The sequence below is a fragment of the Pseudoalteromonas sp. 2CM37A genome, from assembly GCF_023161885.1.
Lineage (GTDB): Bacteria > Pseudomonadota > Gammaproteobacteria > Enterobacterales > Alteromonadaceae > Pseudoalteromonas > Pseudoalteromonas atlantica.
On sequence record NZ_JALNTJ010000011.1, the window covers coordinates 76,248 to 101,989 of the forward strand.

The window sequence follows — 25,742 nt, forward strand, 5'->3', positions numbered from 1 at the left end:
ACTGTTTACTGTAATAGCACCACCTAAAAATGTAAATCAGGATTCACATTTTAATTCATCATACTTTAATAAATCTTTTTTACTGTACTCTTTTTAAATTACACGGAATGACTATGAAAAATCGAATCGCTAAAAAGCACGTTTTAAAATCAACATTGGCACTGACTATTGCACTCGCATTGAGTGGCTGCGACATTGATGATGACGATAATAACGACCCTGTCGTTGTAGAAACACCAGAGCCTGCACCGGTTACTTTGCGCGTAATGGAAACAACCGACATACACATGTATTTATCTAACTACGATTACTTTGCACAAGCCCCCTCAGAAACCTTAGGGTTTGTTAACACCGCTACCCTTATAAAAGAAGCCCGCAATGAAGTGCAAAACAGTGTACTTGTTGATAATGGTGATTTAATTCAAAACAGCCCGCTTGGCGATTACGAAGCGATTGTACGTAAAGACGATATTTTAAATGGCGCAACCCATGTGGCCTTTAAAGCAATGAACTTGCTTGATTACGATGTTGCTAACTTAGGAAACCATGAATTTAATTTTGGCTTAGCATTTTTAGATGCCACATTAAGTGGTGCCGACTTCCCGTATATTAATGCCAATGTATACGTTGATGATGGTGATGATGACGACAGCAACGATGAAAACCGTTACACACCGTACTACCTTCAAGATAAAACCGTATTTGATATAAACGGCAACGAACAAACAATTAAAATTGGTTACTTAGGCCTTACCCCACCGCAAATTATGCAATGGGATAGCGCGCACTTACAAGGTAAGGTCATTGCTAAAGATATTGTTGCTACTGCTGAAAAGTTCATTCCACAAATGAAAGCACAAGGCGCCGATATTATTATTGCCATTCCACACTCTGGGTTAACAGCCAGCGCCCAAGAAGACCTTGCTGAAAATACGGCCCTTTACCTGTCTAAAGTAGATGACGTAGACGCCATATTGTTTGGTCATAACCACCGTTTGTTTCCGGGTGATTCGTCGTACGATGGCTATGAATCGGCGGGTATTGATAACGTAAACGGTAAACTTAATGGCGTACCGGCTGTTATGCCTGGCTTTTTTGGCAATAACTTAGGGGTTATTGATTTAATTGTTGAGCCAAACGATGAAGGCGGCTGGGAAGTAACCAGCTCAAAAGTAGAAACCCGCGCCATTAGTGGTACAGATGAAAACGGCGACTTTGTTGATTTAGCTGCTGTAGATACCGATGTAGCTGCCGCAATTGAGCTTGAACACCAAGCAACGATTGATTGGGTGAGCGAACCATTTGCTGAAATTTCAAACCCAATTTATAGCTTTTTTGCTTTGGTACAAGACGACCCGTCAATTCAAATAGTATCAGATGCACAAATAGCGTGGGGTAAAGCATTTATTCAAGGCACTGAGCTTGATGGCTTACCCGTGCTTTCGGCAGCAGCCCCTTTTAGAGCTGGGCGCAATGGTATTGAAGATTACACCAATGTAAAAGCAGGCGATATTACCCTACTAGATACCGTTAGTTTGTATGTGTTTCCAAACACTATTCGTATGGTAAAAGTAACAGGTAGCGATGTTAAAGAGTGGCTTGAACGCTCTGCAGGTCAGTTTAATCAGATTGATGTAAACAGCAGCGCTGAGCAAAACCTACTCGATACCACTTTTCCTACTTTTAACTTTGATATTATTGACGGCGTTACCTTTGAAATTGACGTCACTCAGCCAAAACGATACGACAACGATGGCGTATTAATAAGTGAAAACAATTCGCGCATTACTAACTTGCAATACCAAGGTGAAGCGATAGATTTAGAGGCAGAGTTTTTAATTGTAACTAATAACTATCGTGCATCGGGCGGCGGTAACTTCCCGGCGATTGACGGTACTAGCCGTGAAACATTTGAAGGCCCAGATGAAAACCGCGGTGTGCTGCGTAGTTACATTATTAGCGAAGCCGCTAAAAGTAGCACGGGCAGTATTGACCCTTCGGCCGATAATAACTGGCGCTTTAGCACCGTGACCACCAGCACAGAGCTAAACGTTGTGTTTAGAACATCACCGCTTGATGAAGTAGCTACTATTGCACAAACACTCCCTGCTGTTGCGTCTACCTCACCACTTAAAACAGACGAAAATGGTTTTGCGCTATACACCATAGATTTAAAGCAATAACCTTTAAGGCATAAAAAAGCCAGCTTAGCAGCTGGCTTTTACTTAACCTAACCCTTAATTATTTAGCAATATACACACTATAGCTTAGCCCTTTTAAAGTGACCGTTAACTTGCCATTTTGTTGCTCAAGTTGCTCGGCAGCTACAAGCGGCGAAAAGTGTTTATACGGGCTATTAAACTCTATTGTTTGTGGCGTTTTTTCGCTATTAAACACAATAATATACGCCTGCTCTGCACCTTTTACTGTGCGTGAAAACGCAAACATGCCAGTGTTTTTAGCAAAAAATAAGTCGTTGTATTCACCGCGGCGAAGCCCTTCGTGATTTTTTCGTAACTTACTTAATTGCGCAATAGTTTTAAATAATGGGTGCTGCTGGTTAAAGTTATTATCGGCCGTTGTTTGCGTGGTGCCTATAAGGTTATTGTCGTTATAGCTTGCAACATTTGATGCAAACATATCTTCGCGTGCATCAATATCGTGGCCATCGCCTGTAAAACCTTGTTCATCGCCATAATAAATAACCGGTATACCGCGAGATAAAAACATAAATGCATGCGCTAATTGGCTGCGCTTTAATTTAAGCTCATCACTTTCGTGATCAAATGTTTGGTTTATAAATAAGCCAGGTCTGCCCATGTCGTGGTTCCCTAAAAAGGTCATAAGTAAATCGGCTTGGCTGTCTTCATCTTGATATAGTGAGTCTTGTGCAAATAGCTCGCTAATGGCGTTTGGGTTCTGTCCTTTAAAAAACACATCGGCTGCTATTTTTTGAAATGCAAAATCAAGCACCGATGGAATTTTACCTTCTGTAGTAAATACACTTAGGTTTTTAGGATTAGGGTCGTACACCTCACCAAACACATGAAAATTTGGAATCCCTTGCGCTTTAGCGTAATCAATAATAGCGGGTGTAAATGTTTGCCAAAACTCGAGATTTACATGGCGTACGGTATCGATTCTGAAGCCATCGGGCTTAAACTCTTTTATTAAATTTTGATAAATATCGACCATGCCGCTCACCACCTGCGGATGCTCTGTTTTTAAATCGTCTAGGCCGTTAAAATCACCATTAAGTGAGCTTTCACCACTAAAGGTGCTGTCGCCTTGGTTGTGATAATAATCGACATTGTTTAGCCACTTTGGGTACTTAACATTTTTTAAGTGCTCAGGAATAAATGGGCTATACGGCTTAGGGTTATTTAGCGCTTTATACTCACAATGCGTTAAACCTGCTTTAAATTGACCGTTTGGCATGTGGCATTCGTCGTAACGAATAATATCGGCTGTGTGGTTAGTAATAATGTCAAAAAATACTTTAATGCCTTTTTTATGAGCTGCATCAATTAGCTTTTTTAAAGAAGCATTCCCACCAAAATGCGGGTCTATTTCGCTAAAATCGACAATCCAATAACCATGGTGCGCAACACCGTCTGATTGAATCGCTTGGTTGCGTAATAAAGGCGTCATCCAAATTGCTGTAACCCCTAGCGCTTCTAAATAGTCGAGCTTTTGTTCAATGCCTTTTATATCTCCACCATGAAAACCACTGGTGGTTGTTAAATTTAACCCACCAGCCGAAATAGCATGCTCATTGCTGCCATTATCGTTTTGCGGATCGCCATTATTAAAACGATCAGGTAATACAAAATAAAATATATCGTCGCGTACATCGCGCTGTAAATAATTATCAGTGCTTGCAGTGTTTGCGTTATCGGCCGCTGGTGGCTGATTACTTTTACAGGCCGTTAATGTCACTACAGTGCTTAGTAAAAATGTTGTTAGTGTGTTTTTTATCATTTTAGTGCTCCTTTACTAAACTATGGCAACTCGCAACCTTTTACACTTTCGTAAAGTGCATACCAATGAGCGGCCGTTAATTGTATTTTGTTTACTTGTGCACACGCTTTAATACGCGCAGTGTTAGTAGTCCCTATAACAGATTGAATGTTTGTAGGGTGCCTGTTTAACCATGCCAGTACAATGGCTTCTGCACTTGTTTCGTACTGCGCAGCTAAGCTTTGTACTAATTGGTACGTGTTTTTAATACGGGTTTCAGCGCCGGTTATATCAGCACCCGAAAACAACCCTTGGCATAAACTTCCCCACGCCTGCAGCTGTATATTCTCGTGCTGGCAAAACTCGATTAAGCCCGGCGTAAAGTTAATATTTGCGCCTTGCGCGTTACCAGCATATATGCCCTCTTCAACCCAGTCATTTTTTAATAAGCTCATTTCTACTTGATTCAAAATAAGTGGCTCTGACAGGGCTTGTTGAATGGCTTTTATTTGATGTTGCTGCATATTGGACACCCCTAAAAAACGTACCTTGCCTTGGCTTTTTAGTTTTTTATAAGTGCTAGCAATTTCCTGAGGGCACATGAGTGGGTCGGGTCTGTGCAGAATAAGTACATCTAAGTAGTCTGTTTTTAGCTGCGCTAAACTTTTATTTACACTTTGCTCTATCCACTGTCCTGAAAGGTCATAACGCTTTGGGCCATGCTCATCTGCAAAGCGAATACCGCATTTAGATTGAATAATTAACTTATCACGGTCGGTGCGCGTTTTTAAAACTTCACCAAATACCTGCTCTGCTTTACCAAAAGTATAAATATCAGCATGGTCAAAGTAATTAATGTTATTTTCAAGCGCTGCCTCTACTACTGTATGTGCTTGGTTTATATCGGCTTTGGTTATTGGGTTGTTATTCCAGCCACCACCCAAGCCCATACAGCCATAAATAAGTTCGCTAGCATTGGGTATAAATTGAGAAATAGTTTTATTGGTCATGAGTTATCGGTATTAAAAAAGAGTGACTCGTAGTTTACCGATTAAATTATTCAACTAAATACTAAAAATAAAACTCATTATTTGCTATAACAAACAATAAAAACACAGTGCTCATTTAAATGCTGAGAGAACATAAAAAATTTGAACGGTTATTTTTGTTTAACGAAGTAGCCAAACACTTAAGCTTTTCAAAGGCAGCTTTAGCGCTTGGGATCTCCCGAGGGTATTTGTCTGAGCAAATAAAAGCGCTCGAAAAAGAATACCAAAGAGCCCTACTTATTCGCACAACCCGCAGTGTAAAGCTCACCCCGCAAGGAAAGCATGTGCTTAGTTGTATGGGAAATATTAAAAGCACATTATTAGAGCTTGAACGAACCTTAGCCCATGAACACGAGGCTATTGCCGGCAACATTAGAATTACCGCGCCGAGCCAATTTACCAATAGATACCTGCTAACTATTTGCGAGCAATTTAACCAAGAGTACCCTGATGTTAAATTTAATATAGACTGCAGCTACACCCCTCACAATTTGATTCAAAGCAATTACGATATTGCATTTAGATCAACCCTTAATCCGCCCCAAAACATGATTGCCAAAAAGCTATTTAGTTATAAACAGGTGTGCTGTGCCTCGCCTAATTATATTGCTAAAAATGGTGAGCCAAGCGACGTTGAAGATTTATTAAAGCATAGCTGTTTAACCAGCACGCAATTTAGCCTGTGGCATTTTTCCGATAGGGCCATTGAGCTTGAAGGAAAGCTAAGCATTAACGATAACCACATGCTTAAAAACCTTGCACTGCAAGGTCAAGGAATTATATACACCCCGGAGTATTTAGTAGATTTAGAAATTAACGCGCACACTTTAAAGCCGCTATTAACGCAGTTACAGTATCCGCAATCTGATGTGTATTTAATTCACCCTCAGCTAATTAACGAATCAGCACGTATTAGCCATTTTATTAAATTTACCACCAACTGGTTTAGAAACTAGCTTACCAATTACTTTTATATTGAGATAAGTGGTTTACTAAATAATCGACTAAAGCTTTAACAGTTGGGCTTAACAAACGTTGAGACGGATAAAGTAAATTAATAGGCAGCGGGCTTGGCGCGTATTCACTTAGCACCTCTACCAGCTCACCGCTTTTAAGTGCTTGGTTAACGTAAAAATTAGGTAATTGCGCTACACCTTGGCTTGCTAAAGCAAACGCTTTTAAACTTTGTGAGTCGTTAACCTCTAAACTACCTGATACTTTTACAATGGTATTCTTACCATCAAGCCTATAACTCCAACGCTTCGCGTTAGCGACAACCGTGTTTATAAGGCAATTAAAATTTTTTAGATCATATTAAAACAATTAAGCCTATTTCAGCACCTGAAAAATAAACATCTTTACCTACCTAACTAATTAAGTGCTAGGATAATGGCTTGAAATACTGATAACTTGCAAACCTAACTATGAATTTAAATCAGCTCGATCTAAACCTTCTTATTATTTTAAAGCAGCTTTTAAACGAAAAACATATTAGCAATACCGCCTTAACTTTAGGCATGAGCCAACCTTCTATAAGCCGCTCGTTAAGTAAATTACGCTCCTTGTTTGACGATCAATTATTAATAAGAATGGCTGGAGGGTATGAGCTAACACCAAAAGCGCAATCAATTCAGCAAGACCTAAATTCTATTTTAAATATGGTAGAAACACTGGTTAACAAGCAAACCTTCGACCCTAAAACCAGCACTGCCACCATAAAACTGTTTGGCCTACCGCCGCAAATGCATTTATTTATAAAAACAATAATTAAAGATGTTCGCGAGCAAGCGCCTAATATCACCCTTGAAATAGACACCCTGCCTAAGCCGCAGTTTTCTGATTTGCTTAAAGGCGATACTCACTTTGTGATTACTGGCCACAAGCCCGCTAATTCAGAGGGTAAGTTATATCAACAGCCGTTGTTTGAGCGCGAGTTTAAATTAGTAATGGCTCGCTCCCACAGGCTGGCTAAACAAGAATTAAGCGTTGATTTATTGCGTGATTGTAATTTTGGGCAAATATCAATTCAGGGTGAAAAAGCATTAACTATTGCACAAAATTTTGCTGCGCTAGGCATTGATAATATAGCGACACCAATACGCTTAAAAAACTTTTACAGTATTGGCAGCATTGCTGACAACACTGATTTAATATTTTATGTGCCCAATCATTTTGCTGCAGATGTGTGCCAACAGCATGACGTAGTTGCCAGAACCCCGCCCCCAGAACTTAGCTCAGAGTATGCACAAGTGGCTTTATACTGGCATCAACGCCACCATAATGACCCTGTATGTCAATGGTTTAGAGAGCTTGTAAAAAATAAAGTATTTGAAGTTTAAATAACTGTTATTCATGTAGGGTATGTATTTTAAATTGCCATTTAAGGCAGTGAACGTTTTAATACGAATCATTCTTAATAATATTAAAATTAGATAAACATACTCACCATGAAAAACACGCTCCCATTTAATAAGCACGCGCTTAACGTTGTTATTGGTACTTTGTGTACTGGTATGTCATTCATAAGCTTAGCGGAACAAGCTCCCGACACCTCTGAAACCATTGAAGTATGGGGCACAACAATTACTAATGACTCGCTATTACAAGACGATATTGAAAGAAAACAAGCCAACCATTTAAGTGATTTACTCCGTGACCAAGCTGGTATTGACGTAGGTGGCTCGCACTCTATTGTACAAGGTATTAATATTCGTGGTGTTGACGATTTAGACCTCAACATTACTGTTGATGGTATTAGCCAAAACAATAATATGTTCCACCACTCAGGAAACTTACTTATTAATGCTGATATTTTAAAAGCAGTAGATATAAAAGTAGGGACTAACTCGGTGCTAACTGGCGGCCTTTCTGGTGGTGTAGCCTTTGAAACCAAAGATGCTAAAGATTTACTAGAGCCAGGTGAAGATTTTGGCGCGCGCTTATACACAAACTTAGGTACTAATGATTACGCAGGTGGCTCTGCTGCGGTATATGGTCAGCTAACCGACAACATAGACGCCCTTGCCTACTACACCTACACCGACAGAAATAACTTTGAAAACGGCAATGGTAAAGAAGTTACAGGTAACGAAGGCCGCACGGTAGATGGCATCTTCAAGCTCGGCTGGGATGTAAACGAGAGTAACCGTTTAGTGTTCTCATACGACAGATATAACGATGAAGGCGATTACTACGTAAAAACCAACTTTGGTGCTGGCTTTGCTGAAGATTCAGACGCGCAAACAGAAGATATTGACTACACACGTACCAGCACTTCACTTGCCTACGAGCTAGATAAAGGCGATGCCATTACCCTACGCGCTAGCGTTTATCGCAACGAACTAAGCTATATTGCACTAGGAACTGAGGGTAACTCTGAGCATACGGGCTACACTGCCCTTGCAACATCTAAAATTGCACTTGCTGGATTTAACCATACATTACGCTACGGCGGCGAAGGGTATGAGCAGGTATCAAAACGTATCGAAAACCACGTACAAACCAATAAAGACACTGCCGACTCTCACGCTATTTATATTGAAGACGAAATCGCTGTAACCGATCAGTTATTTGTAACCCCTGGCGTGCGTTACAACTACTTTAAAGTAGATATGTACTCAGCCGGTACTAACGATTCGTTAGATAAATCGTGGAACGAGTTAACGTTTGGTTTAGCGGCTAAATACCTAATTAACGATAACTGGAGTGTTAACGCAAGCTCAACAGAACTTTTTCAAGGTCCTGGCCTGCGTGAAAGCTATGTTGATTACAGTACTAACTTTGATAAAGACCTAAAAGCAGAAACCGGTGTAAATAACGCCATTGGTTTTGCCTTTAAAGATCAAAATATTATGGGCTTAGACTCATTTGGTTTTTCATTAAACCTGTTTAAAACCCGTATTGAAGATTACATAGACAACTGGGCAATTGGTAAAGGTCGCCCTATTGGTACCTATGAAAACTCGGGTGATTACGATATAGATGGTTTTGAATCAACGCTTTCACTGCGTAAAGCGCTATTTAGTGCGCGTTTAAGTTACTCTAAGTCAGACTCTGAACAACTAGAGACAGGCGAGCAACTGCGTTATGAAGTAGGTGATAGCATTTCACTAAACCTTGGCTACGAAGTACCAAAATACGACTTGAAATTTAACTGGACCAGCCTAGTTAACAGAACTGATGACTCAGTATCAAGCGGTGCTGATATTCATAAAGTGGGTTATCAGGTTCATAACATCAGCATGCAGTGGCTACCAAGCCAGCTTGAAGCACTAAGCATGACCTTAGGTGTTGAGAATATTTTTGATAAAACGTATTACTCTCACGCTTCATACTCAAGCGACACAGTGCAAGATTACGAAGCGGGTCGTAATGTTAAATTAAGCGCGTCTTACGTTTTTTAATTTAATAACTTGCTCATGATTTAAGGCTCAATATTTTATTGAGCCTTTTGCTGTTTAAGGGGGGCGTACCTTAAATAGCGTCAACCATACCAATCCGCAATAATACTTAATCATTTTTAGGGGCTAAACGTGTCGCTATCTGCGTTAAAAAACTCTCATTTACGACTGCATGGATGCAGAAGATAGAGCAATGCAGGAGCAATTGCCGAGAACAACTAAATAGCGAATTTTTTGCCTTGCTATCAACACGTTTTTCCATCCTCAAAATAGTTCACTTAATTATGCGGATTGGTATTATAAATAAATTATTTCAGGGTCAATAATGTCTGATTGGAAACAAAACTTACAAAAGTTCCGTTATGTAATGGACACCTTACTGCTTATTAGCTTTATGCTAGTAAGTGCACCTCAAGCTACTGGCATCCCTTTACACGAATGGTTTAGCCTATTTTTTATTATTCCTTTTGTTATACATTTATTGCTACATTGGGATTGGGTAACACGCAGTTTTGGCCGTTTATTTGCCAATATAACAGCACGTGAGCGCTTTAATATAGTGTGGGATTACCTACTTTATATAATGATGTTATTAGTATTTGTGAGTGGCTTTTTAGTGTCGGTGGCTCTACTACCCGCACTTAATATTAGTTTAAACATTCAAGACTTTTGGTCGAAAATACATCACGATTCAGCCACCTTTATTATGCCCATGCTAGGTGTGCATTTAGCGCTTAATTTTTCTTGGATAGTAAAACTTACTAAACGCATGTTTGCCAAGGAGGCTAAATAATGAAGCACCTAAAACAACAGTGGAAAACCCGCACCTGCATTGTGTTAGTTGTATCTGTTTTAGTGAGCCTTTTACTGGTTAGTTTAGAGCTCACCGACTGGGCCGCACAAATAAATCAACAGGGATACTCCCACGGTGCAGCTGAGGGTGAAAAGCCGAGAATAGCCCCTATTTTGATGTACATTTTACCCTTTGTAAAAGAGCTTATTTTAATAGGCGTACCTATGCTACTTACTTTAGGGATTGCTAAACTATTAGGCTTAATAAAAAGGGGGTTTAAAAACAAAGTCTGAATACGAATGCAACACGTATCAAAAACCGGCGTTTATATATACATTGCTAAGTTAGTATGTCTATAAGCGCAGGTTTTTATGAGTTATAAACCAAGTAATTACACACTCCAACACATCACTTTTCTACTTGGCACATTAATTATAGGTGCTGTATTAATAAGCTTTAAAGCTAATGCCGAAAAGGCAATTCCTTTTCAATCGCAATGGCTAAAAAAACATTATGCTGAGCGTATAGCCCATTTTAAGCTACAACCTTTATGCAAAGGCGATATTGTTTTTGTTGGTGATAGCATTACAGAGCAAGGGCTAAATTGGAGCATTCGGTTTAACGACCTACGCGTAAGAAACCGCGGTATTAGTGGCGATATGACCTACGGTGTTTTAGCGCGTTTAAACGAATTAAAAGCAGCCCCTCCTAAAGCTATATTTTTAAAAATTGGCGTTAACGATATTTTTAATTACCATTATATAAAGCAAGTTAAAGACTTAGCATCGGTAAGTGAAAATATCGAAAAAATAGTGACTCAGCTCAATAAATCACTCCCAAATACACAAATTTATGTACAGAGTATTTTGCCCGATCATCGCGATTTTATAACGCAAATGACGCAAACCGTTAACCAACAAATTAAAGCAATTGAGCACGCAAATTTTACCTATATAGACTTGCACACCGCATTTTTAGGCGCTCAAGGCACGCTTAATGAAACGCTCACGACCGATGGCACCCATTTAAACAAGGCAGGCTATGACCTTTGGGCTAAACAACTTGCATCAATAATGAAAACCTTAAAATGAAGAGTTTATTAATTGCTATATTAATGGCGGCAAGCTTTACGTGTGCAGCCAGTAAAGCACCTTTAAAAGGCTACCCTAACGGTGCCACTAAAGCCGTTATTTTTAGCTACGACGATGGCGTTATACAAGACAGAAAGCTGGTGGCGCTTTTTAACAAGTATCAGGTAGTTGGCACGTTTAACTTAAACTCAGGTTTATTTTCTAAAAAGCTACCGTGGATGAAAACCTTTACCGGTAAAGCAGGCGAATATATAAAGCAAAGTGAAGTAAAAACACTTTATAAAGGCCATGAAATAGCAAGCCACAGTTACTCACATCCGGGCTTTGCGGGCTTAGATACAGCAGAATTAAAATTACAATTAGCCCGCGATAAGCACATTTTATCGCTCTTAAAAGGCAGCTCCTTACACTCTTTTGCATACCCTTTAGGCTCTTACGATAAAGCCGCTATGAAATTAGTAAAGCAAGCGGGCTTTACTAATGCCCGAACAGTAAACGACACCCTTAATTTTGAGCTCCCTACCAACTACATGGCGTGGAACCCAACCGTTCACCACTCAAAAGCAATGCCTTTAGTAGAGCAATATATAGCGCTTAAAAGCAATAAGCTCACTGTAATGATGATTTGGGGCCATTCGTGGGAATTTGATAAAAACACTAAAAATAATAACTGGGATTACGCCGAGCAGCTCGTTCAGACAATCTCAAATAAAGATGATATTTGGTATGTATCGGCTGGAGAGTTCATCGCGTTTTTAGAAGGCAAATAAGCGTGCGCAGTGCTAAGTAAAGCTCATATAAGCCCATTTTAATGAAGTAAGCGTAATTAGCTCATCCTTGATGCAGTATCCATCGTTAATCCATTAACTCACTGCGAGTAACTGCGAAACTTCGTTTCGGTACACTCTCACCCTGCGGGCGGACTGTAACTGATATTAGCGCCACTCTGAGTGGCGCTCGAGTCCGTCCCAACACAAATTTCAGACATAAAAAAACCCTAACCAATTTGGTTAGGGTCATAAAAAGTGGTACCAGCGGCCGGGCTCGAACCGGCACGCCTTTCGGCAGGGGATTTTGAATCCCCCATGTATACCAATTTCATCACGCTGGCGTCATTTTTCTTTAACCTTCTAAACACGAGAAGATAAAGAAAAACCACTTTAGAGCTCAGGATTATTTATGTGCCTTCGTCTCTATGCCAAGCATTATACAAACAATAGGGGTGGCAGCAAGCGTTTTATGACATTAGCCTGATCAACCGCTTAACATTTAGACAGCCTGTGCAAAATGTCGTTTACTGGTTGAAGTATTAAATACAGCTAATAGTAACGCCAAGGTATATCACTGAACTATAGCGCTTAGTATTTGTGAGCTTTTTTGCTAAACTAGCGCGCATATTAACAGTGAGAGTGTATTTATGTCGGGTGAGTTTCCACGAGCTGGTTTTTGGCGTCGTTTTGCGTCGTTAGTTTATGATACGTTAGCTATTATTGCGTTTGCTATGTTAACGGTTGTGCTCTATTTGTTTGCCGTACAAGGGCTTATTTCACTTGATGTTATTAGTTTAAATGGTGCTGAAGATGTATCGGCACTTATTCAAGATTCACTGCTGCTGTCGAGTATTCGAAGCGCCCTACTTGTTATTGTTACTTTAGTATTTTTTGGCTATTTTTGGACTAAAAGCGGGCAAACTATTGGCATGCGCGCATGGCGTTTAAAAGTACAAACTAATGAAGGAAGCTTAATTAGTTGGCCGCAGTCTATTGTTCGCAGCCTAAGCGCCCTGCTTGGTTTAGGTAACCTTGTGGTATTAATTGATTTTAAAAACAAAAAAGCGCTGCAAGACTATGTCTCAAAAACTGAGGTAATTACTCTTACAAAAGAAGAAAACAAACGTATTTACCGCGAGCTAGATTAATACCTATTTATACCAATGCGCAATAATACTTAATTATTTTGCTGGGCTAACTTGTCGCTACCTGCGTTAAAAAATGCTCATTTACGGCTGCATGGATGCATAAGGTAGAGCAATGCAGGAGCAACTGCCGAGAGCAACTAAATAGCGATTTTTTGCCTAGCTATCAACACGTTTTTCCAGCCTCAAAATTGATCACTTAATTAAGCTGATTGGTAATAGTTTTTAAATAACGCGTTATAAAAACAAAAAAGGTGACCATAGGTCACCTTTTTAGTATTAAATAAGCGCTTATAACGGCTATACCCGCTTATTCATCATGTACGTAGCAAAGCCTATAAATAGTATACTTGGCAGTACCGCGCCTATAATAGCGGGTATTTGATAAACCATTACCACAGGGCCAAATATCTCATTTATTAAGTGAAATACAATTCCCGTTACTACACCCATAATGATGCGCGCACCCATAGTAACGGTACGTAACGGGCCAAATATAAACGACAGTGCAACCAGTAGCATTACGGCAACAGACACAGGCTGCATTAGCTTACGCCACAAGGCCAGCTCATAGGTGCTGGTATCTTGCTCATTTTGCTGTAAATACCCTAAGTAAGACCAAAGCCCTGTAAAGGAAAGCGACTCAGGCTTTACCGATACAACACCAAGCTTTTCGCCCGTTAATTGCGAAGGGTAAAACTCTTCATCAATGTGTTCACTGCTTATTTGCTCATCACTAATATGAACCTTGTTTACATCGCGTAATAGCCAACCTTCATCACGACCAATGGCCACTTTAGCTTTGGTTATTTGAGTTAAATCGAGTGACTTATCAAATTGATACATGTGCACACCGTTTAAACGGCCGTTTTGATCTACATCTTCAATATTAATAAAGTTGTTGCCATCTTTAGCCCATACGCCTTTTTGTGCATTGAATACATCGCCGCCATAAATTGCCTGATTACGCATTTCTTTGGCGTGTTGTTGCGCCTCTGGTGCGCCCCACTCACCAAGAGCCATCATACACACAGCCATAAACACGGCGGTTTTCATTACCGAGCCTATAATTTGCAAGCGCGACATACCCGCAGCTTGCATTACCACCAGCTCACTGTTTGAAGCCAGTGCACCTAAGCCTGTTAAGCCACCAATAAGCGCCGCCATCGGGAAGAATATAACTAAATCGCCCGGCATACTGTAAAAGGTGTAAAGCGTTGCGGTCATTAAATCGTAACTGCCACGACCAACCGACTTTAGCTGATCAATAAACTTAATTAATGTACTAATCCCTACTAGCACTAACAAAGCAAATCCGGTGGTTTGTAAAATGCTGCGGCCTAAGTACCAATCGAGTGTTTTCATCATGCGCTTAACTCCCGTTTTGTTACAACGGCTTTAAGCCAGGCGCCCAATGGGCGACCTTTTATAATTAATAAACTACCTATAAATAAAGCGCTTAAGTGAATCCACCACAAACCAATTGAAGGCGGTATTTTGCCATCTTCTACGGCAAATTTTGCAGCATTGAGTAAGATAAAGTAACCTAAGTACAAGCTAATGGCTGGCACTAATTTAGCAAACTTACCTTGGCGCGGATTAACCACACTTAGCGGTACTGCTATTAACGTTAGTAACGGAATAGAAAGCGGTATTGCAATACGCCACTGCCACTGGGCTATAGATTCAGAGGTATTGAGTGGCAATAGTTGATTAGTAGGTATTGCTTCTAATTTACGGCGCTGATGCTCTATTTCTTGCTCGCGTATTTGTACGCTGTAGCCATCAAACTGCGTTAAATTAAGAGCCGGTGTTTTGCCATCGGTTTCGTAGCGTTTACCATCGGTTAGCACTAATTGTTGCTCACCGTTTATTGCCTCTACCACCACACCTTGTTCGGCATACACTAAACGTGCAAGGTCATCTTTTTCGGTATCCGGCAGTTGCGCTACAAATACTTTGTTAAGCTCTTTACCGCCGTTTTCAATGTTATGAATAAACACCACGGCTTTTTCATTACCGGTTTGTTGAAACCGCCCAGCCCTTAACGCAGATAAGCCCGCATCGGCTTTGGCTTGCTCTTTTAATTGGTACTCTTGCTCACTCGCCCACGGCGCAAGGTACATGGTAAGAGAGGCTGCTAATATAGCCAAACCCACACTCGAAATTAAAGTAACGCGTACCACATACCATTCACTCACCCCACAGGCTTTAAGAACGGTCATTTCGCTGTCGGCGTAAATACGGCTGTAGGCTAAAATAATGCCCAAAAATATACTCAATGGCAGGATCAGCGAAGCTAATTGCGGCAGTTTAAGCGCAATCATCGATAATACTAACTTGGCAGGAATGCTCCCTTCAGAAGCATCTCCTAAAATAACCACAAACTTTTGTGACACAAAAATGGTCATTAAAGTTAAAAATACGGCGACCTGCGATTTTAAAACCTCAGCGGTCAAATAACGAAAAATAAGCAATGCTCGCCCCTGTTAAACATAGAATTTCACTACAATAGTGATAATTTGATAATAAAGTAGCTATTTTACCCAGTTTTATCTGGTAAATAAGTCGTTATTATAAGCTAACAAAATTAATTATCCTACCTAAGTGCACGATATATTGTTGCATTAGTAGCCCTTAAACATATAAAGTTCAATTACACAGTAAGAGTCAGAAAAAATCAGCTAAAATTAAGATTATCCCTACATAAGTTACGTAGCGAAGACTAGATTTTATTTTTTTAGCCCCAATTAATAACGTATATGACTCACAACCAGGAGTAACAATGGAATTTAACGTAAAAAGTGGTAGCCCAGAAAAACAACGCAGCGCGTGTATTGTCGTTGGCGTTTACGAACCACGTAGGTTATCCCCCATTGGTGAACAACTCGATAAAATCAGCGATGGTTATATCTCAAATTTACTACGCCGTGGCGACCTAGAAGGTAAGCCGGGGCAAGTGTTATTATTGCATCATGTACCTAACGTTTTAAGCGAGCGCGTATTGCTTGTTGGCTGTGGTAAAGAGCGCGAGCTTGATGATAAGCAATATAAGCAAATAATTTCTAAAACAATTAATACCTTAAACGAAACCGGCTCAATGGAAGCGGTGTGCTTTTTAACAGAGCAACACGTTAAAGGTCGTGATACCTACTGGAAGGTTCGCCAAGCGGTAGAAACAACACAAGATTGCCTATACACATTTAACCAGCTAAAAAGCAAAAAAGTAGACCCTCGTCGTCCACTTCGTAAAATTGTGTTTAACGTACCAACGCGTCGCGAGCTGACCATTGGTGAAAGCGCTATTGAGCATGGTTTAGCCATTGCCGCAGGTAGTAAGCTATGTAAAGACGTAGCCAACATGCCACCTAATATTTGTAACCCTGCTTATTTAGGCGAACAAGCGCAAGAGCTGGCTAGCAATTTTGACAACATCACCGTTGATATTATTGGCGAAGAAAAAATGGCCGAACTAGGTATGAACTCGTACTTAGCAGTTGGTCGCGGCAGTGATAACGAATCGGTTATGTCGGTTATTAACTACAAAGGTGCAAGCGATGAGCAAGCGCCTATTGTGCTAGTAGGTAAAGGCCTAACGTTTGACTCGGGCGGTATTTCAATTAAGCCAGGCGAAGCCATGGATGAAATGAAATACGACATGGGCGGCGCAGCCGGTGTAATTGGCGCTATGCGCGCACTGGCACAAATGCAGCTACCTATTAACGTAATTGGTGTTTTAGCCGGCTGTGAAAACATGCCAAGCTCTAACGCGTACCGCCCTGGCGATATTTTAACAACAATGTCGGGGCAAACCGTTGAAGTGCTTAATACTGATGCCGAAGGCCGATTAGTATTATGTGATGCGTTAACTTACGTTGAGCGTTTTGACCCAGATACAGTAATTGACGTAGCAACACTAACAGGCGCATGTATTGTTGCCCTTGGTGCACACGCAACAGGTTTACTGTCAAACCACAACCCACTTGCGCATGATTTATTAAAAGCGTCTGAGCAAAGTGGCGACCGTGCATGGCAGTTACCACTGTGGGATGACTATCAAGATCAACTCGATAGCCCATTTGCCGATTTTACAAACTTAGGTGGGCGCTCTGCTGGTACTATTACTGCAGCGTGTTTCTTATCTAAGTTTACTAAAAAGTATAACTGGGCTCACTTAGACGTAGCCGGTACCGCGTGGCGCAGTGGCGCTAAAAAAGGTGCAACGGGTCGCCCTGTTCCTATGCTTACTCAGTATTTATTAAACCGAGCGGGTGTAAGCGAAGCTACGCACGACTAATAGCCTAATTAACCTGAGCCTTATTTAGAAAAGCCACTCAGCAGGTATTTTTAGCGCTAACAGCATTAAATTTATTTGCCATAAGGCAAAAATATTTTAACCCGAGCTTAGGTTATTTAACTTGTATTAAGGCGCCATTTGGCGCCTTTTTTATTGCTGCAATTATCTGTGTATTAATTGAAGCAAACCCCGTTATATGGCAAAATCTGCCTCTTAATTTATGTGTATCAACTATGTGCACATTCAATGTCATGGGAAACCCCGATACAATGAACATGAATGCTCAATTTTTCGTTCTAAAGCAACAAGATGAATCTAAAGCGCAGGCTGATGATCATTTTGCTTTAGCAGCTCAAATTGCCGCAGAGCAGTATCGATTAGGGCATCGTGTATTTATTTTTGTAGATAACGAACATACCGCCTATGCCATTGACGAAACCATTTGGGCATTTGATCCGGACAGTTTTGTGCCGCATAACCTGCAAGGCGAAGGCCCTAAAGCCGGCGCACCAGTAGAAATAGGCACCACGCCTCCTGTTGGCAAACGTAACGTTTTAATTAACTTAGCTAATAACCTGCCTGATTTTATTAGGCGTTTTAGCCAAGTTTTTGATTTTGTACCAGTAGAGTCTGTAGCTAAACAAGCCGCTCGTGAGCGCTTTAAAAAGCTGCGCCAACTTGGTGCCAATATCAGCACGCAAGAGATTAATAGCTAGCCGTTTAGGATAAAGCTAACCAACTAATTTAAGTACTTATTTAAGGTTCTGTGTAATGGATAAAACCTACAATCCGCAAGATATTGAACAGTCGCTATACCAAGACTGGGAACAAAAAGGCTACTTTAAGCCATCTGGCCAAGGCGTACCGTATTCGATCATGATCCCGCCGCCAAATGTCACCGGTAGCTTGCACATGGGCCACGCCTTCCAAGATACAATAATGGATACCCTTACGCGTTTTAAGCGTATGCAAGGTAACAACACATTATGGCAAGTAGGTACTGACCACGCGGGTATTGCAACGCAAATGTTGGTGGAGCGTAAACTACACGCTGAAGAAGGTAAAACACGTCACGATTTAGGCCGCGAAGATTTTATTAATAAAATTTGGGAATGGAAAAACGAATCTGGCGGTACTATCACTAAACAGCTTCGTCGTCTTGGCGCATCGGTTGATTGGGACCGTGAACGCTTTACGATGGACGATGGCTTATCTGAAGCGGTTAAAGAAGTCTTTGTACGTCTTCACAAAGAAAACCTAATTTATCGCGGTAAGCGCCTAGTAAACTGGGATCCAAAATTACACACAGCTATTTCAGACCTTGAAGTTGAAAACAAAGACAAACAAGGCCACATGTGGAATTTGCGCTACCCTCTTGCTGATGGCGTTAAAACACAAGACGGCAAAGACTACATTGTCGTAGCAACAACACGTCCAGAAACCATGCTAGGTGACTCAGGTGTGGCGGTTAACCCAGATGACGAGCGCTACACAGATTTAATTGGTAAAGAGATTTTACTGCCTATCGTAAATCGTCGTATCACAATTGTTGCAGATGAACACGCTGATAAAGACAAAGGCACGGGTTGTGTAAAAATCACCCCTGCACACGACTTTAACGATAACGAAGTTGGCAAGCGTCATAAAATGCCAATGATCAATATTTTCGATAAAAACGCAGCCATTCTTAGCCAAGGTGAAACATACACCTTTGACGGTAAAGAGCTTGAGTTTGATGCGCCAATTCCTGAGCGCTTACACGGCCTAGACCGTTTTGCTGCGCGTAAAGCGATTATCGCAGAATTTGAAGAACTTGGTTTACTCGAAAAAATCGAAGACCATGCGTTAACTGTACCTTACGGCGACCGCTCTGGTGTGGTCATTGAGCCACTCCTTACCGACCAATGGTATGTACGTGTTGCACCACTTGCAGAACCTGCAAAAGATGCCGTTAAAAATGGCGATATTCAGTTTGTTCCTAAACAGTACGAGAACATGTACTTCTCGTGGATGAACGACGTACAAGATTGGTGTATTTCACGCCAGCTTTGGTGGGGTCACCGTATTCCGGCTTGGTACGACAGCGAAGGCAACGTTTACGTTGGCCGCGATGAAGCTGAAGTACGCCGCGACAACAACATTGCCGATGATGTTACGCTAAACCAAGACGAAGACGTACTTGATACCTGGTTCTCATCTGCGCTGTGGACGTTCTCAACGCAAGGTTGGCCAGAGAACACGGATGATTTAAAAACCTTCCACCCGTCTGACGTGTTAGTAACGGGTTTTGATATTATTTTCTTCTGGGTTGCGCGTATGATCATGATGACGCTGCACTTTATAAAAGATGAAAATGGTAAGCCGCAAGTGCCGTTTAAAACAGTGTATGTTACTGGCCTAATACGTGATGACAACGGCGATAAAATGTCTAAGTCAAAAGGTAACGTACTTGACCCTCTAGATATGATTGACGGCATCGAGCTTGAAGATTTAGTACAAAAGCGTACTGGCAACATGATGCAGCCTAAACTTGCCGCTAAAATTGAAAAAGACACGCGTAAAGTATTTGCAAATGGTATTGAAGCACACGGTACCGATGCGCTTCGCTTTACCCTTGCAGCAATGGCATCAACCGGTCGTGATATCAACTGGGATATGAATCGTCTAGAAGGTTACCGTAACTTCTGTAATAAACTATGGAACGCAAGCCGTTACGTATTAATGAACACAGAAGAGCAAGATTGTGGCTTCAACGATGCTGAAAAAGAGTTCTCGTTAGCCGATCGTTGGATATTAGGTCAGTTTGAAGCAACGGTTAAAACCTACACTGAGCACCTTGATAACTACCGCTTTGATTTAGCCGCTAACACACTTTACGAATTCACTTGGAACCAGTTCTGTGATTGGTACTTAGAGCTGACTAAGCCGGTATTATTTAAAGGCAATGAAGCACAGCAACGTGGTACACGTAATACACTCATTACGGTACTAGAAAGCCTACTGCGCTTAATGCACCCAATGATGCCATACATTACCGAAACTATTTGGCAGCGCGTTGCACCACTGGCAGGGCTTGAAACTAAAGGCACCAGCATCATGGTACAGGGCTTCCCTGTTTATAATGAAGCAAACGTTGATGCCCAAGCTATGGACGACTTAGAGTGGGTTAAACAGTTTATTTTAGCAATTCGTGTTATTCGTGGTGAGATGGACATTAGCCCAAGTAAGCCACTTAACGTGTTGCTAGCTAACGCATCAGGCGATGATGTGCGCCGTATTAACGAAAACGAGTCATTTATTGCCTCGCTTGCTAAACTTGAATCGTTCACCCTGCTTGAAAACAAAGACGATGCACCAGCGTGTGCAACATCCTATGTTGGCAACCTTGAAATTATGATCCCTATGGCGGGCTTAATTGACGTTGAAGCAGAGCTTGCACGTATTAACAAGCAACTCGAAAAAGCAGAAAAAGGCCTAGCCCAAGTGCAAAACAAGCTGGCTAACGAAAAGTTTGTAAATAACGCACCAGAAGCAGTACTTGCAAAAGAAAATGCTAAATTAGCTGAATTCACTGATGCCAAAACCAAGCTACTTGAGCAAAAAACTAAAATAGAAAGCTTATAATTTTAGTTGCCTGCTAAAGCAATTTAGCAGGCATTAAAAAAGCCGCTCACTGTTAAAGTAAGCGGCTTTTTTGTGCCCTGCGATTAACCACAAGGCACAGCTACATTAAAACTTGTAGTTGTACTGAGCGCCAACAAGTACAGCGTGGCCTTTAGACTCAAAGCCCCACTCACTGCCTGACTCATCAGCTTCAGTAAATGTTTGTGTTTTACCACGAATAATACTCACACCTAAATCAACATTTGATTGCGTGTCGATAGTGTAGTTACCACCAAACGAGAACCAAAAACGGTCTGTATCAGGAATAGAGATAGACAGGTGAGTTTGCGATACTGGCGACTCATCAAACGCTACACCTGCACGAAGTAGTAAGTCTTCGTTGTATTGATAATCTGTGCCGATAGAGTAACGAAACGCATCGTCAAACTGCTCTTGCTTTTCAAAAGCAACAAACTTGTCGCCTGTTGGTGCAGTTACTTGCGCTTCTAGTGACTCAAAGCTGCTCCAACCTGTCCATAATACGCTGTAGTGTAAGCCAAGTTTTTCATCTAACTGGTGAGAACCAGAAAACTCAGCAATAGCTGGTAACGTTAGCTCTACAGAACCCGGTAGTTGTGCACCACCAGTGCCGCCTACAGCTACTGGTAAGTCATTTGAGAAATCACCTTCAAATGTGATGTCTGTTTCGCTGCGGTAGTTAAAACCAAAACGGCTATTTTCGTCTAGTTGGTACATTAAACCAACGTTTAAACCTAGGCCTGTGTCGTCACCTTGAAGGTTTACTGCATCAGCACCAAAATCAAAGCCGCTTGTATTAGCGCCTACTTTACGGATTACGGTTGCATCTGCATAAATGTAGTTTAAGCCAATACCAAAGCTAAATTGCTCAGTTACTTTATAAGCAACGCTTGCATTAAGGTTAACGGTGAAAATTTCTGTCTCGCCTGCAATTTGGCCCGCTACGTAGTCATCGTTAAACTCTGTAGATAAACCAAAGTTAGAAAACGCGCCAAAACCTAGTGATACTTTATCGTTATACGGCATAGTAAAGTAAGCGGCAGGTACTACTGCGCTTGGTGCTATGCTGTCATCATCTAGGGCACTTGGATCAATACCGTTATTGGTTTGTGTTCCTTCTAAGCTCACATCTGGAATTACACCAATAGCAGCAACACTAAGTTGCTTATCTTTAAATAAAGTCATTAATGCAGGGTTGCGAGCAACAACAGACGCATCATCTGCGATAGATGCTTCACCAGCGTATGCACGGCCTAAACCTGACGCGTTTTGCTCTGCTAATTGAAACGCGGCAGCAAAACTATCAGCCGAAACAAATGCAAGCGAAGCTGCAATAAGAGTTTTAGAAAATTTCATTGTTGTGTCCTTAACCAAACAAGCGTTTGGGTATCTATGTGTTGTTATTAGGATTTTAAACTTGGCTACACTACCTTAATTTTTTATAAAAAACTGTAACAAAGCGACAAAAAACACCAAAAAACACGTTTTTTAACTACATTTTAACAACTATTTAAAACTCATCGGAGCAGAAATGTGCTATTAGAGTTTATACTCTAATTGTAATTAATTATCACTTAGATTGACTTGTAATTCTCTGCATTTTAAACTCATTACAAAATCACAAAGGAAGCAAATAGGTGATCATTTTACTTATTATTGCAGGGCTCATTTTTTGTGGCGCCAGTGTGTTTTGTTTTTATAAAGCAAACTATTGTGCCTGCACACAAGCCGGCCAATGCGATAACCCCGTAAACCATTACTGGTTAGGGGCCATGCTAAATGCATTAGTGTCGTTAGCTTTTTGCTGTATTGCACTGCATGTACAGCAAGGAACATTATTATGGCTAACGTTAATGGCGAGTTGTTTTTTAGGCGCTTATATTTCTGCTAAACGCGAAAAACTTAAGCGCTGTAAAAAAGCTAATTCAACAAGTGCTCTTTTAACAAACGAGCCAAATTAATTTGATAGTCGAGTGGCTTGATACTCGACACTATTTTAATACTTTGATCAGGCTCATTTAAGTCTAAGTCTTTAGGGGTGACGTGGTGCCCGTGTTTAGCATTATAAAATAGCTTAACTTTAGGCTTGATGGGATTTGATTTATTGCCCTCGAGCACGAGAGCTAATCGCTCATTAGTTAATTTAACAATAGTGCCTACTGGGTGCACCCCTAAACATTTAATAAAGTGCTGTACTAGCTCTGCATCAAATAGCTCTTTGTTAGCCAACAAATAACGCAGCGCATTAATGGGTTCATCCCCTTCTTGATGCGGTCTATCTGCTGTTAGCGCATCGTACACATCAACAATTGCCATAATGCGCGCTGGGCGGCTAAGCTTTTCAGCTGTAATACCACGCGGATAACCTGAGCCATCTAGTCGCTCATGGTGGTTAACTATCATGTCGAGTATTAGGGGGGTAATGCCTTTTTCACCTTTAACCAAACCTAAACCTTGAGCCACATGGCGTTTAATAATATCCATTTCGCTGCTAGTGAGTTTACTTGGCCTAGAAATAATCCCCTGCGGGAGTTTAGCTTGGCCTAAATCGTGAAGTAACGCGCCCATAGCAAGCTGCTGCACGGCTTCTTCTTTGTATCCTAAATATTTAGCAAATACGGCGGTGAAAATAGCGCAGTTAATCATGTGCCGCCAATTGTAGCTATGTTTGTCTTTTATGCGGGTTAAAATGGTCATTGCGCTGGTATTTCTAAATACCGAGCTGACTATATCGTTAGCCATTTCATCAATCACCTTTAAATTAACCGACAACCCTGTGGTTACATCGCCATACAAAGCTTGCAGCTTGCGATTATGCTGCTCAAAGTTAATGCTGGCTTTGGCAAATTCTTGCTCAAGGGTAATCGCAGGTTTTACCGCGGGTGGTTTTGTTTTACTGCTTGAAGTGGTGCTCTTTTGTGGCGGCGCACTCTTAGGTTTGTACTTATCGGGTATGGCGGCATCGCCTTTGGTAAAGTCGATAAGCAGCTCTAAAACGCCTTCGGTTACTAAGCGTTTTATAATTGCCTGGTTTCGCACTAAGCCACTGGTTTTTATTTTTATACTGTTGAGCCCTTCATGCTGTTTGGTAACACTGTCAACAAACATACCTGGGGTGAGCTCTGAAATGGGTAACGCGATGAGCATGGCAGAAGCGTTTTCTACAATTAAATATGCCTACTAAATAGCATTATTTAACCCTAAAAGTCTACTTTTTGAGTTGAGGGCAATACCATATAACTATAAAGGACTACTAAAATGAAGGTAGACGTAAACAGGAAAACAATAAAAAGCAAATGGCGCTCTTGCTAGGAATCGAACCTAGAACTTAGCCTCCGGAGGGCCACGTGATATCCATTTCACCACAAGAGCACATTTGTTGCCAAAACACTAACTCGCGATATCAATGCTTTAGCACTGGCAATAATAAAGAGATCTTTAAATAAATACCAGCATCATTGAGTTATATGCCTATAAATCAAACTGTTTTTGATAAAACACTTCACAACTAGCCAAAAACAAGCTATTTATTGGTATTCGATAAAAAAATAGTAACCGTTTGGCAACATGTTCTGAATGCTTACGGATTATATAGAGGATGTAATTATGAGTTTAATGTCGACTGAGCAAGTGGCTGAGTTTTTAGGTGTAAAAGCCGAGCGGGTAAAACGCCTTGCTCGTGAGAGCTTGCTTATTGCCAAGTCTGAAGATGAAAACGGTGAACCCCAATTTGATGCTGACGAAGTAGCAAAGTACAAAGAGCTTGCCGCGCGTTTTGGCGGGCTTTAACCTTTTATTTCGCTTGATAACTTATTTAGCTGCGCGCGTAATGTGCTTGCCTTATTATTTATGTCGCGCTGCTCATACCACCCTATACATAACACCAAAAAAACCACTTTAAAGTAACGTAGCTTGTCATAAGCGCAATAAAACTCACTGGGTATTACTTGCTGGGCGCTATATTGCTCAAGCAAAGTGTGCTCTGCGTGCGCATTTAGCTCTAAGCTAACCGCAAGTGCCGCTAAATCAAAATACACGTCGTTTGTTTGCGCATATTCAAAGTCAATCAAATACATGCCTCTTGAATTTACTATTAGGTTATCTTTAACTAAATCGTTATGACAAAAGCCACTGTTGTAGGGCATGTCACTAATGGCGCTTAGCGTATCTTCAATTAAGCGGCTGTGCTGTTGATATATATTGCTAGTAGCGTAATACGCAAGCTCTTTTGCAATATCCATTGGCTGTGTAGCTAGAGGGTAACTATGAACGCGTGCCAACTTCTCAACTAGGTCAATACTGTAATTATTAGTAGCAATATCACCACAAATATAGCGAAATGCAGCTCGCCTGTTAGCCTTATCGAGCCAAATGGGTTTAGGGCAAACGTTATGCTGGCTAAGTGCAGTTTGGGCTTGTAGCCCTATTTTAGGCCAATGCGATTTGTAGCATTTTAATAAGTAGTTTTGCTGTGCAGTTTTTATTAGGTAATTGTCGTTACTTAAACCATTCACTAATTTAGTGGTTTGTAGCACGTGCTCAGGTGCCACAAACTCACGACATAACGCGGCAATATTTGGATTACGGTACATGCG

At 41.0% G+C, this 25,742-nt stretch carries 21 protein-coding genes, 2 tRNA genes and 1 pseudogene; 14 read left to right on the forward strand and 10 right to left on the reverse strand.

Features of this window, described 5'->3' with window-relative positions; translation table 11 throughout:
- The first annotated feature begins 113 nt into the window (after window positions 1-113).
- Window positions 114-2,183 carry a bifunctional 2',3'-cyclic-nucleotide 2'-phosphodiesterase/3'-nucleotidase gene (locus tag MTF68_RS17715; RefSeq protein ID WP_248463196.1) on the forward strand — a complete coding sequence of 690 codons (2,070 nt, stop codon included), beginning with the start codon at window positions 114-116 and terminating at the stop codon, window positions 2,181-2,183.
- A gap of 58 nt (window positions 2,184-2,241) precedes the next feature.
- Here the strand turns inward: MTF68_RS17715 and MTF68_RS17720 are convergent, their stop codons facing one another.
- Entirely contained in the window at window positions 2,242-3,981 is a 1,740-nt protein-coding gene (locus tag MTF68_RS17720) for an alpha-amylase family glycosyl hydrolase (protein ID WP_248463198.1), read from the reverse strand.
- 20 nt (window positions 3,982-4,001) lie between these two features.
- Window positions 4,002-4,970, reverse strand: a complete 969-nt coding sequence (locus MTF68_RS17725; RefSeq protein WP_248463199.1) for an aldo/keto reductase — start codon at window positions 4,968-4,970, stop codon at window positions 4,002-4,004.
- A gap of 119 nt (window positions 4,971-5,089) precedes the next feature.
- Here MTF68_RS17725 and MTF68_RS17730 point away from each other — a divergent pair, with 119 nt between their 5' ends.
- Window positions 5,090-5,965, forward strand: a complete 876-nt coding sequence (locus MTF68_RS17730) for a LysR family transcriptional regulator (protein ID WP_248463201.1) — start codon at window positions 5,090-5,092, stop codon at window positions 5,963-5,965.
- A gap of 1 nt (window position 5,966) precedes the next feature.
- On the opposite strand, the pseudogene MTF68_RS17735 reads toward MTF68_RS17730, so the two are convergent.
- A pseudogene (locus MTF68_RS17735) lies at window positions 5,967-6,308 on the reverse strand (LysR substrate-binding domain-containing protein); the annotation flags it as partial.
- A 125-nt stretch (window positions 6,309-6,433) separates the two neighbouring features.
- Between MTF68_RS17735 and MTF68_RS17740 the strand changes: the two are divergent.
- From MTF68_RS17740 to MTF68_RS17765, 6 genes are all read left to right on the forward strand, one after another.
- Window positions 6,434-7,348, forward strand: coding sequence for a LysR family transcriptional regulator (locus MTF68_RS17740; RefSeq protein WP_248463202.1), 915 nt, complete (start codon window positions 6,434-6,436; stop codon window positions 7,346-7,348).
- Window positions 7,349-7,456: 108 nt separating this feature from the next.
- A complete protein-coding gene (locus MTF68_RS17745; RefSeq protein WP_055254759.1) occupies window positions 7,457-9,412 on the forward strand; it encodes a TonB-dependent receptor in 1,956 nt (651 codons plus the stop codon).
- Between the two features lie 322 nt (window positions 9,413-9,734).
- Window positions 9,735-10,202 carry a DUF4405 domain-containing protein gene (locus MTF68_RS17750; RefSeq protein ID WP_055254761.1) on the forward strand — a complete coding sequence of 156 codons (468 nt, stop codon included), beginning with the start codon at window positions 9,735-9,737 and terminating at the stop codon, window positions 10,200-10,202.
- Complete coding sequence (locus MTF68_RS17755) at window positions 10,202-10,495, forward strand: hypothetical protein (RefSeq protein WP_248463203.1); 294 nt, start codon at window positions 10,202-10,204, stop codon at window positions 10,493-10,495. Before MTF68_RS17750 ends, MTF68_RS17755 begins: the two co-directional genes overlap by 1 nt.
- 78 nt (window positions 10,496-10,573) lie before the next feature.
- Window positions 10,574-11,293 carry a GDSL-type esterase/lipase family protein gene (locus MTF68_RS17760; RefSeq protein WP_248463204.1) on the forward strand — a complete coding sequence of 240 codons (720 nt, stop codon included), beginning with the start codon at window positions 10,574-10,576 and terminating at the stop codon, window positions 11,291-11,293.
- The gene (locus MTF68_RS17765) at window positions 11,290-12,063 is read left to right on the forward strand and encodes a polysaccharide deacetylase family protein (RefSeq protein WP_248463205.1); all 774 of its coding nucleotides are present in this window, start codon (window positions 11,290-11,292) and stop codon (window positions 12,061-12,063) included. The genes MTF68_RS17760 and MTF68_RS17765 overlap by 4 nt, the downstream gene beginning before the upstream one ends.
- Window positions 12,064-12,319: 256 nt before the next feature.
- On the opposite strand, the gene MTF68_RS17770 is transcribed toward MTF68_RS17765, so the two are convergent.
- Window positions 12,320-12,404: transfer RNA gene (locus MTF68_RS17770), tRNA-Leu, on the reverse strand.
- A gap of 306 nt (window positions 12,405-12,710) precedes the next feature.
- On the opposite strand from MTF68_RS17770, the gene MTF68_RS17775 reads away from it, so the two are divergent.
- The gene (locus MTF68_RS17775; RefSeq protein ID WP_248463206.1) at window positions 12,711-13,211 is read left to right on the forward strand and encodes an RDD family protein; all 501 of its coding nucleotides are present in this window, start codon (window positions 12,711-12,713) and stop codon (window positions 13,209-13,211) included.
- Between the two features lie 297 nt (window positions 13,212-13,508).
- On the opposite strand, the gene lptG is transcribed toward MTF68_RS17775, so the two are convergent.
- Both lptG and lptF read right to left on the reverse strand, forming a co-directional pair.
- On the reverse strand, window positions 13,509-14,576 hold the full coding sequence (gene lptG, locus MTF68_RS17780) for an LPS export ABC transporter permease LptG (protein ID WP_031289389.1): 1,068 nt from the start codon (window positions 14,574-14,576) through the stop codon (window positions 13,509-13,511).
- Window positions 14,573-15,685: an LPS export ABC transporter permease LptF gene (gene lptF / locus MTF68_RS17785; protein ID WP_024031637.1), complete on the reverse strand. Its 1,113-nt coding sequence runs from the start codon at window positions 15,683-15,685 to the stop codon at window positions 14,573-14,575. The genes lptG and lptF overlap by 4 nt, the downstream gene beginning before the upstream one ends.
- 308 nt (window positions 15,686-15,993) lie before the next feature.
- On the opposite strand from lptF, the gene pepA reads away from it, so the two are divergent.
- The 3 genes from pepA (at window position 15,994) to MTF68_RS17800 (ending at window position 21,129) form a co-directional block, all read left to right on the forward strand.
- A complete protein-coding gene (gene pepA, locus MTF68_RS17790; protein WP_029772475.1) occupies window positions 15,994-17,505 on the forward strand; it encodes a leucyl aminopeptidase in 1,512 nt (503 codons plus the stop codon).
- Between the two features lie 269 nt (window positions 17,506-17,774).
- A complete protein-coding gene (locus MTF68_RS17795; RefSeq protein WP_024031635.1) occupies window positions 17,775-18,221 on the forward strand; it encodes a DNA polymerase III subunit chi in 447 nt (148 codons plus the stop codon).
- Between the two features lie 55 nt (window positions 18,222-18,276).
- Window positions 18,277-21,129, forward strand: a complete 2,853-nt coding sequence (locus tag MTF68_RS17800; protein ID WP_248463207.1) for a valine--tRNA ligase — start codon at window positions 18,277-18,279, stop codon at window positions 21,127-21,129.
- Between the two features lie 105 nt (window positions 21,130-21,234).
- On the opposite strand, the gene MTF68_RS17805 is transcribed toward MTF68_RS17800, so the two are convergent.
- The gene (locus MTF68_RS17805; RefSeq protein ID WP_029772473.1) at window positions 21,235-22,503 is read right to left on the reverse strand and encodes an outer membrane protein transport protein; all 1,269 of its coding nucleotides are present in this window, start codon (window positions 22,501-22,503) and stop codon (window positions 21,235-21,237) included.
- Window positions 22,504-22,784: 281 nt separating this feature from the next.
- Between MTF68_RS17805 and MTF68_RS17810 the strand changes: the two genes are divergently transcribed.
- Complete coding sequence (locus MTF68_RS17810; RefSeq protein WP_029772472.1) at window positions 22,785-23,108, forward strand: hypothetical protein; 324 nt, start codon at window positions 22,785-22,787, stop codon at window positions 23,106-23,108.
- On the opposite strand, the gene MTF68_RS17815 is transcribed toward MTF68_RS17810, so the two are convergent.
- Together MTF68_RS17815 and MTF68_RS17820 are read right to left on the reverse strand one after the other, a co-directional pair.
- Complete coding sequence (locus MTF68_RS17815; RefSeq protein ID WP_029772471.1) at window positions 23,068-24,294, reverse strand: HD-GYP domain-containing protein; 1,227 nt, start codon at window positions 24,292-24,294, stop codon at window positions 23,068-23,070. The genes MTF68_RS17810 and MTF68_RS17815 overlap by 41 nt on opposite strands.
- 150 nt (window positions 24,295-24,444) lie before the next feature.
- Window positions 24,445-24,519, reverse strand: a tRNA-Arg gene (locus MTF68_RS17820).
- Between the two features lie 234 nt (window positions 24,520-24,753).
- On the opposite strand from MTF68_RS17820, the gene MTF68_RS17825 reads away from it, so the two are divergent.
- Window positions 24,754-24,936 (forward strand): hypothetical protein, encoded by a 183-nt coding sequence (locus MTF68_RS17825; protein WP_024031630.1) that lies wholly within the window; start codon window positions 24,754-24,756, stop codon window positions 24,934-24,936.
- Here MTF68_RS17825 and MTF68_RS17830 read toward each other — a convergent pair.
- Complete coding sequence (locus MTF68_RS17830) at window positions 24,933-25,739, reverse strand: phosphotransferase (RefSeq protein ID WP_248463209.1); 807 nt, start codon at window positions 25,737-25,739, stop codon at window positions 24,933-24,935. The genes MTF68_RS17825 and MTF68_RS17830 overlap by 4 nt on opposite strands.
- Window positions 25,740-25,742: the final 3 nt, after the last annotated feature.

Excerpts from the sequence above, each read along its gene's own strand:
- MTF68_RS17805 (WP_029772473.1), bottom strand. The coding sequence starts at position 22,503 with ATGAAATTTTCTAAAACTCTTATTGCAGCTTCGCTTGCATTTGTTTCG.
- MTF68_RS17760 (WP_248463204.1), top strand. The coding sequence starts at position 10,574 with ATGAGTTATAAACCAAGTAATTACACACTCCAACACATCACTTTTCTA.
- lptG (WP_031289389.1), bottom strand. The coding sequence starts at position 14,576 with ATGATGAAAACACTCGATTGGTACTTAGGCCGCAGCATTTTACAAACC.
- MTF68_RS17775 (WP_248463206.1), top strand. The coding sequence starts at position 12,711 with ATGTCGGGTGAGTTTCCACGAGCTGGTTTTTGGCGTCGTTTTGCGTCG.
- MTF68_RS17750 (WP_055254761.1), top strand. The coding sequence starts at position 9,735 with ATGTCTGATTGGAAACAAAACTTACAAAAGTTCCGTTATGTAATGGAC.
- MTF68_RS17715 (WP_248463196.1), top strand. The coding sequence starts at position 114 with ATGAAAAATCGAATCGCTAAAAAGCACGTTTTAAAATCAACATTGGCA.
- pepA (WP_029772475.1), top strand. The coding sequence starts at position 15,994 with ATGGAATTTAACGTAAAAAGTGGTAGCCCAGAAAAACAACGCAGCGCG.
- MTF68_RS17765 (WP_248463205.1), top strand. The coding sequence starts at position 11,290 with ATGAAGAGTTTATTAATTGCTATATTAATGGCGGCAAGCTTTACGTGT.
- MTF68_RS17730 (WP_248463201.1), top strand. The coding sequence starts at position 5,090 with ATGCTGAGAGAACATAAAAAATTTGAACGGTTATTTTTGTTTAACGAA.
- MTF68_RS17725 (WP_248463199.1), bottom strand. The coding sequence starts at position 4,970 with ATGACCAATAAAACTATTTCTCAATTTATACCCAATGCTAGCGAACTT.
- MTF68_RS17745 (WP_055254759.1), top strand. The coding sequence starts at position 7,457 with ATGAAAAACACGCTCCCATTTAATAAGCACGCGCTTAACGTTGTTATT.
- MTF68_RS17830 (WP_248463209.1), bottom strand. The coding sequence starts at position 25,739 with ATGTACCGTAATCCAAATATTGCCGCGTTATGTCGTGAGTTTGTGGCA.
- MTF68_RS17815 (WP_029772471.1), bottom strand. The coding sequence starts at position 24,294 with ATGCTCATCGCGTTACCCATTTCAGAGCTCACCCCAGGTATGTTTGTT.
- MTF68_RS17755 (WP_248463203.1), top strand. The coding sequence starts at position 10,202 with ATGAAGCACCTAAAACAACAGTGGAAAACCCGCACCTGCATTGTGTTA.
- MTF68_RS17800 (WP_248463207.1), top strand. The coding sequence starts at position 18,277 with ATGGATAAAACCTACAATCCGCAAGATATTGAACAGTCGCTATACCAA.
- MTF68_RS17720 (WP_248463198.1), bottom strand. The coding sequence starts at position 3,981 with ATGATAAAAAACACACTAACAACATTTTTACTAAGCACTGTAGTGACA.
- MTF68_RS17825 (WP_024031630.1), top strand. The coding sequence starts at position 24,754 with ATGAGTTTAATGTCGACTGAGCAAGTGGCTGAGTTTTTAGGTGTAAAA.
- MTF68_RS17740 (WP_248463202.1), top strand. The coding sequence starts at position 6,434 with ATGAATTTAAATCAGCTCGATCTAAACCTTCTTATTATTTTAAAGCAG.
- MTF68_RS17795 (WP_024031635.1), top strand. The coding sequence starts at position 17,775 with ATGAACATGAATGCTCAATTTTTCGTTCTAAAGCAACAAGATGAATCT.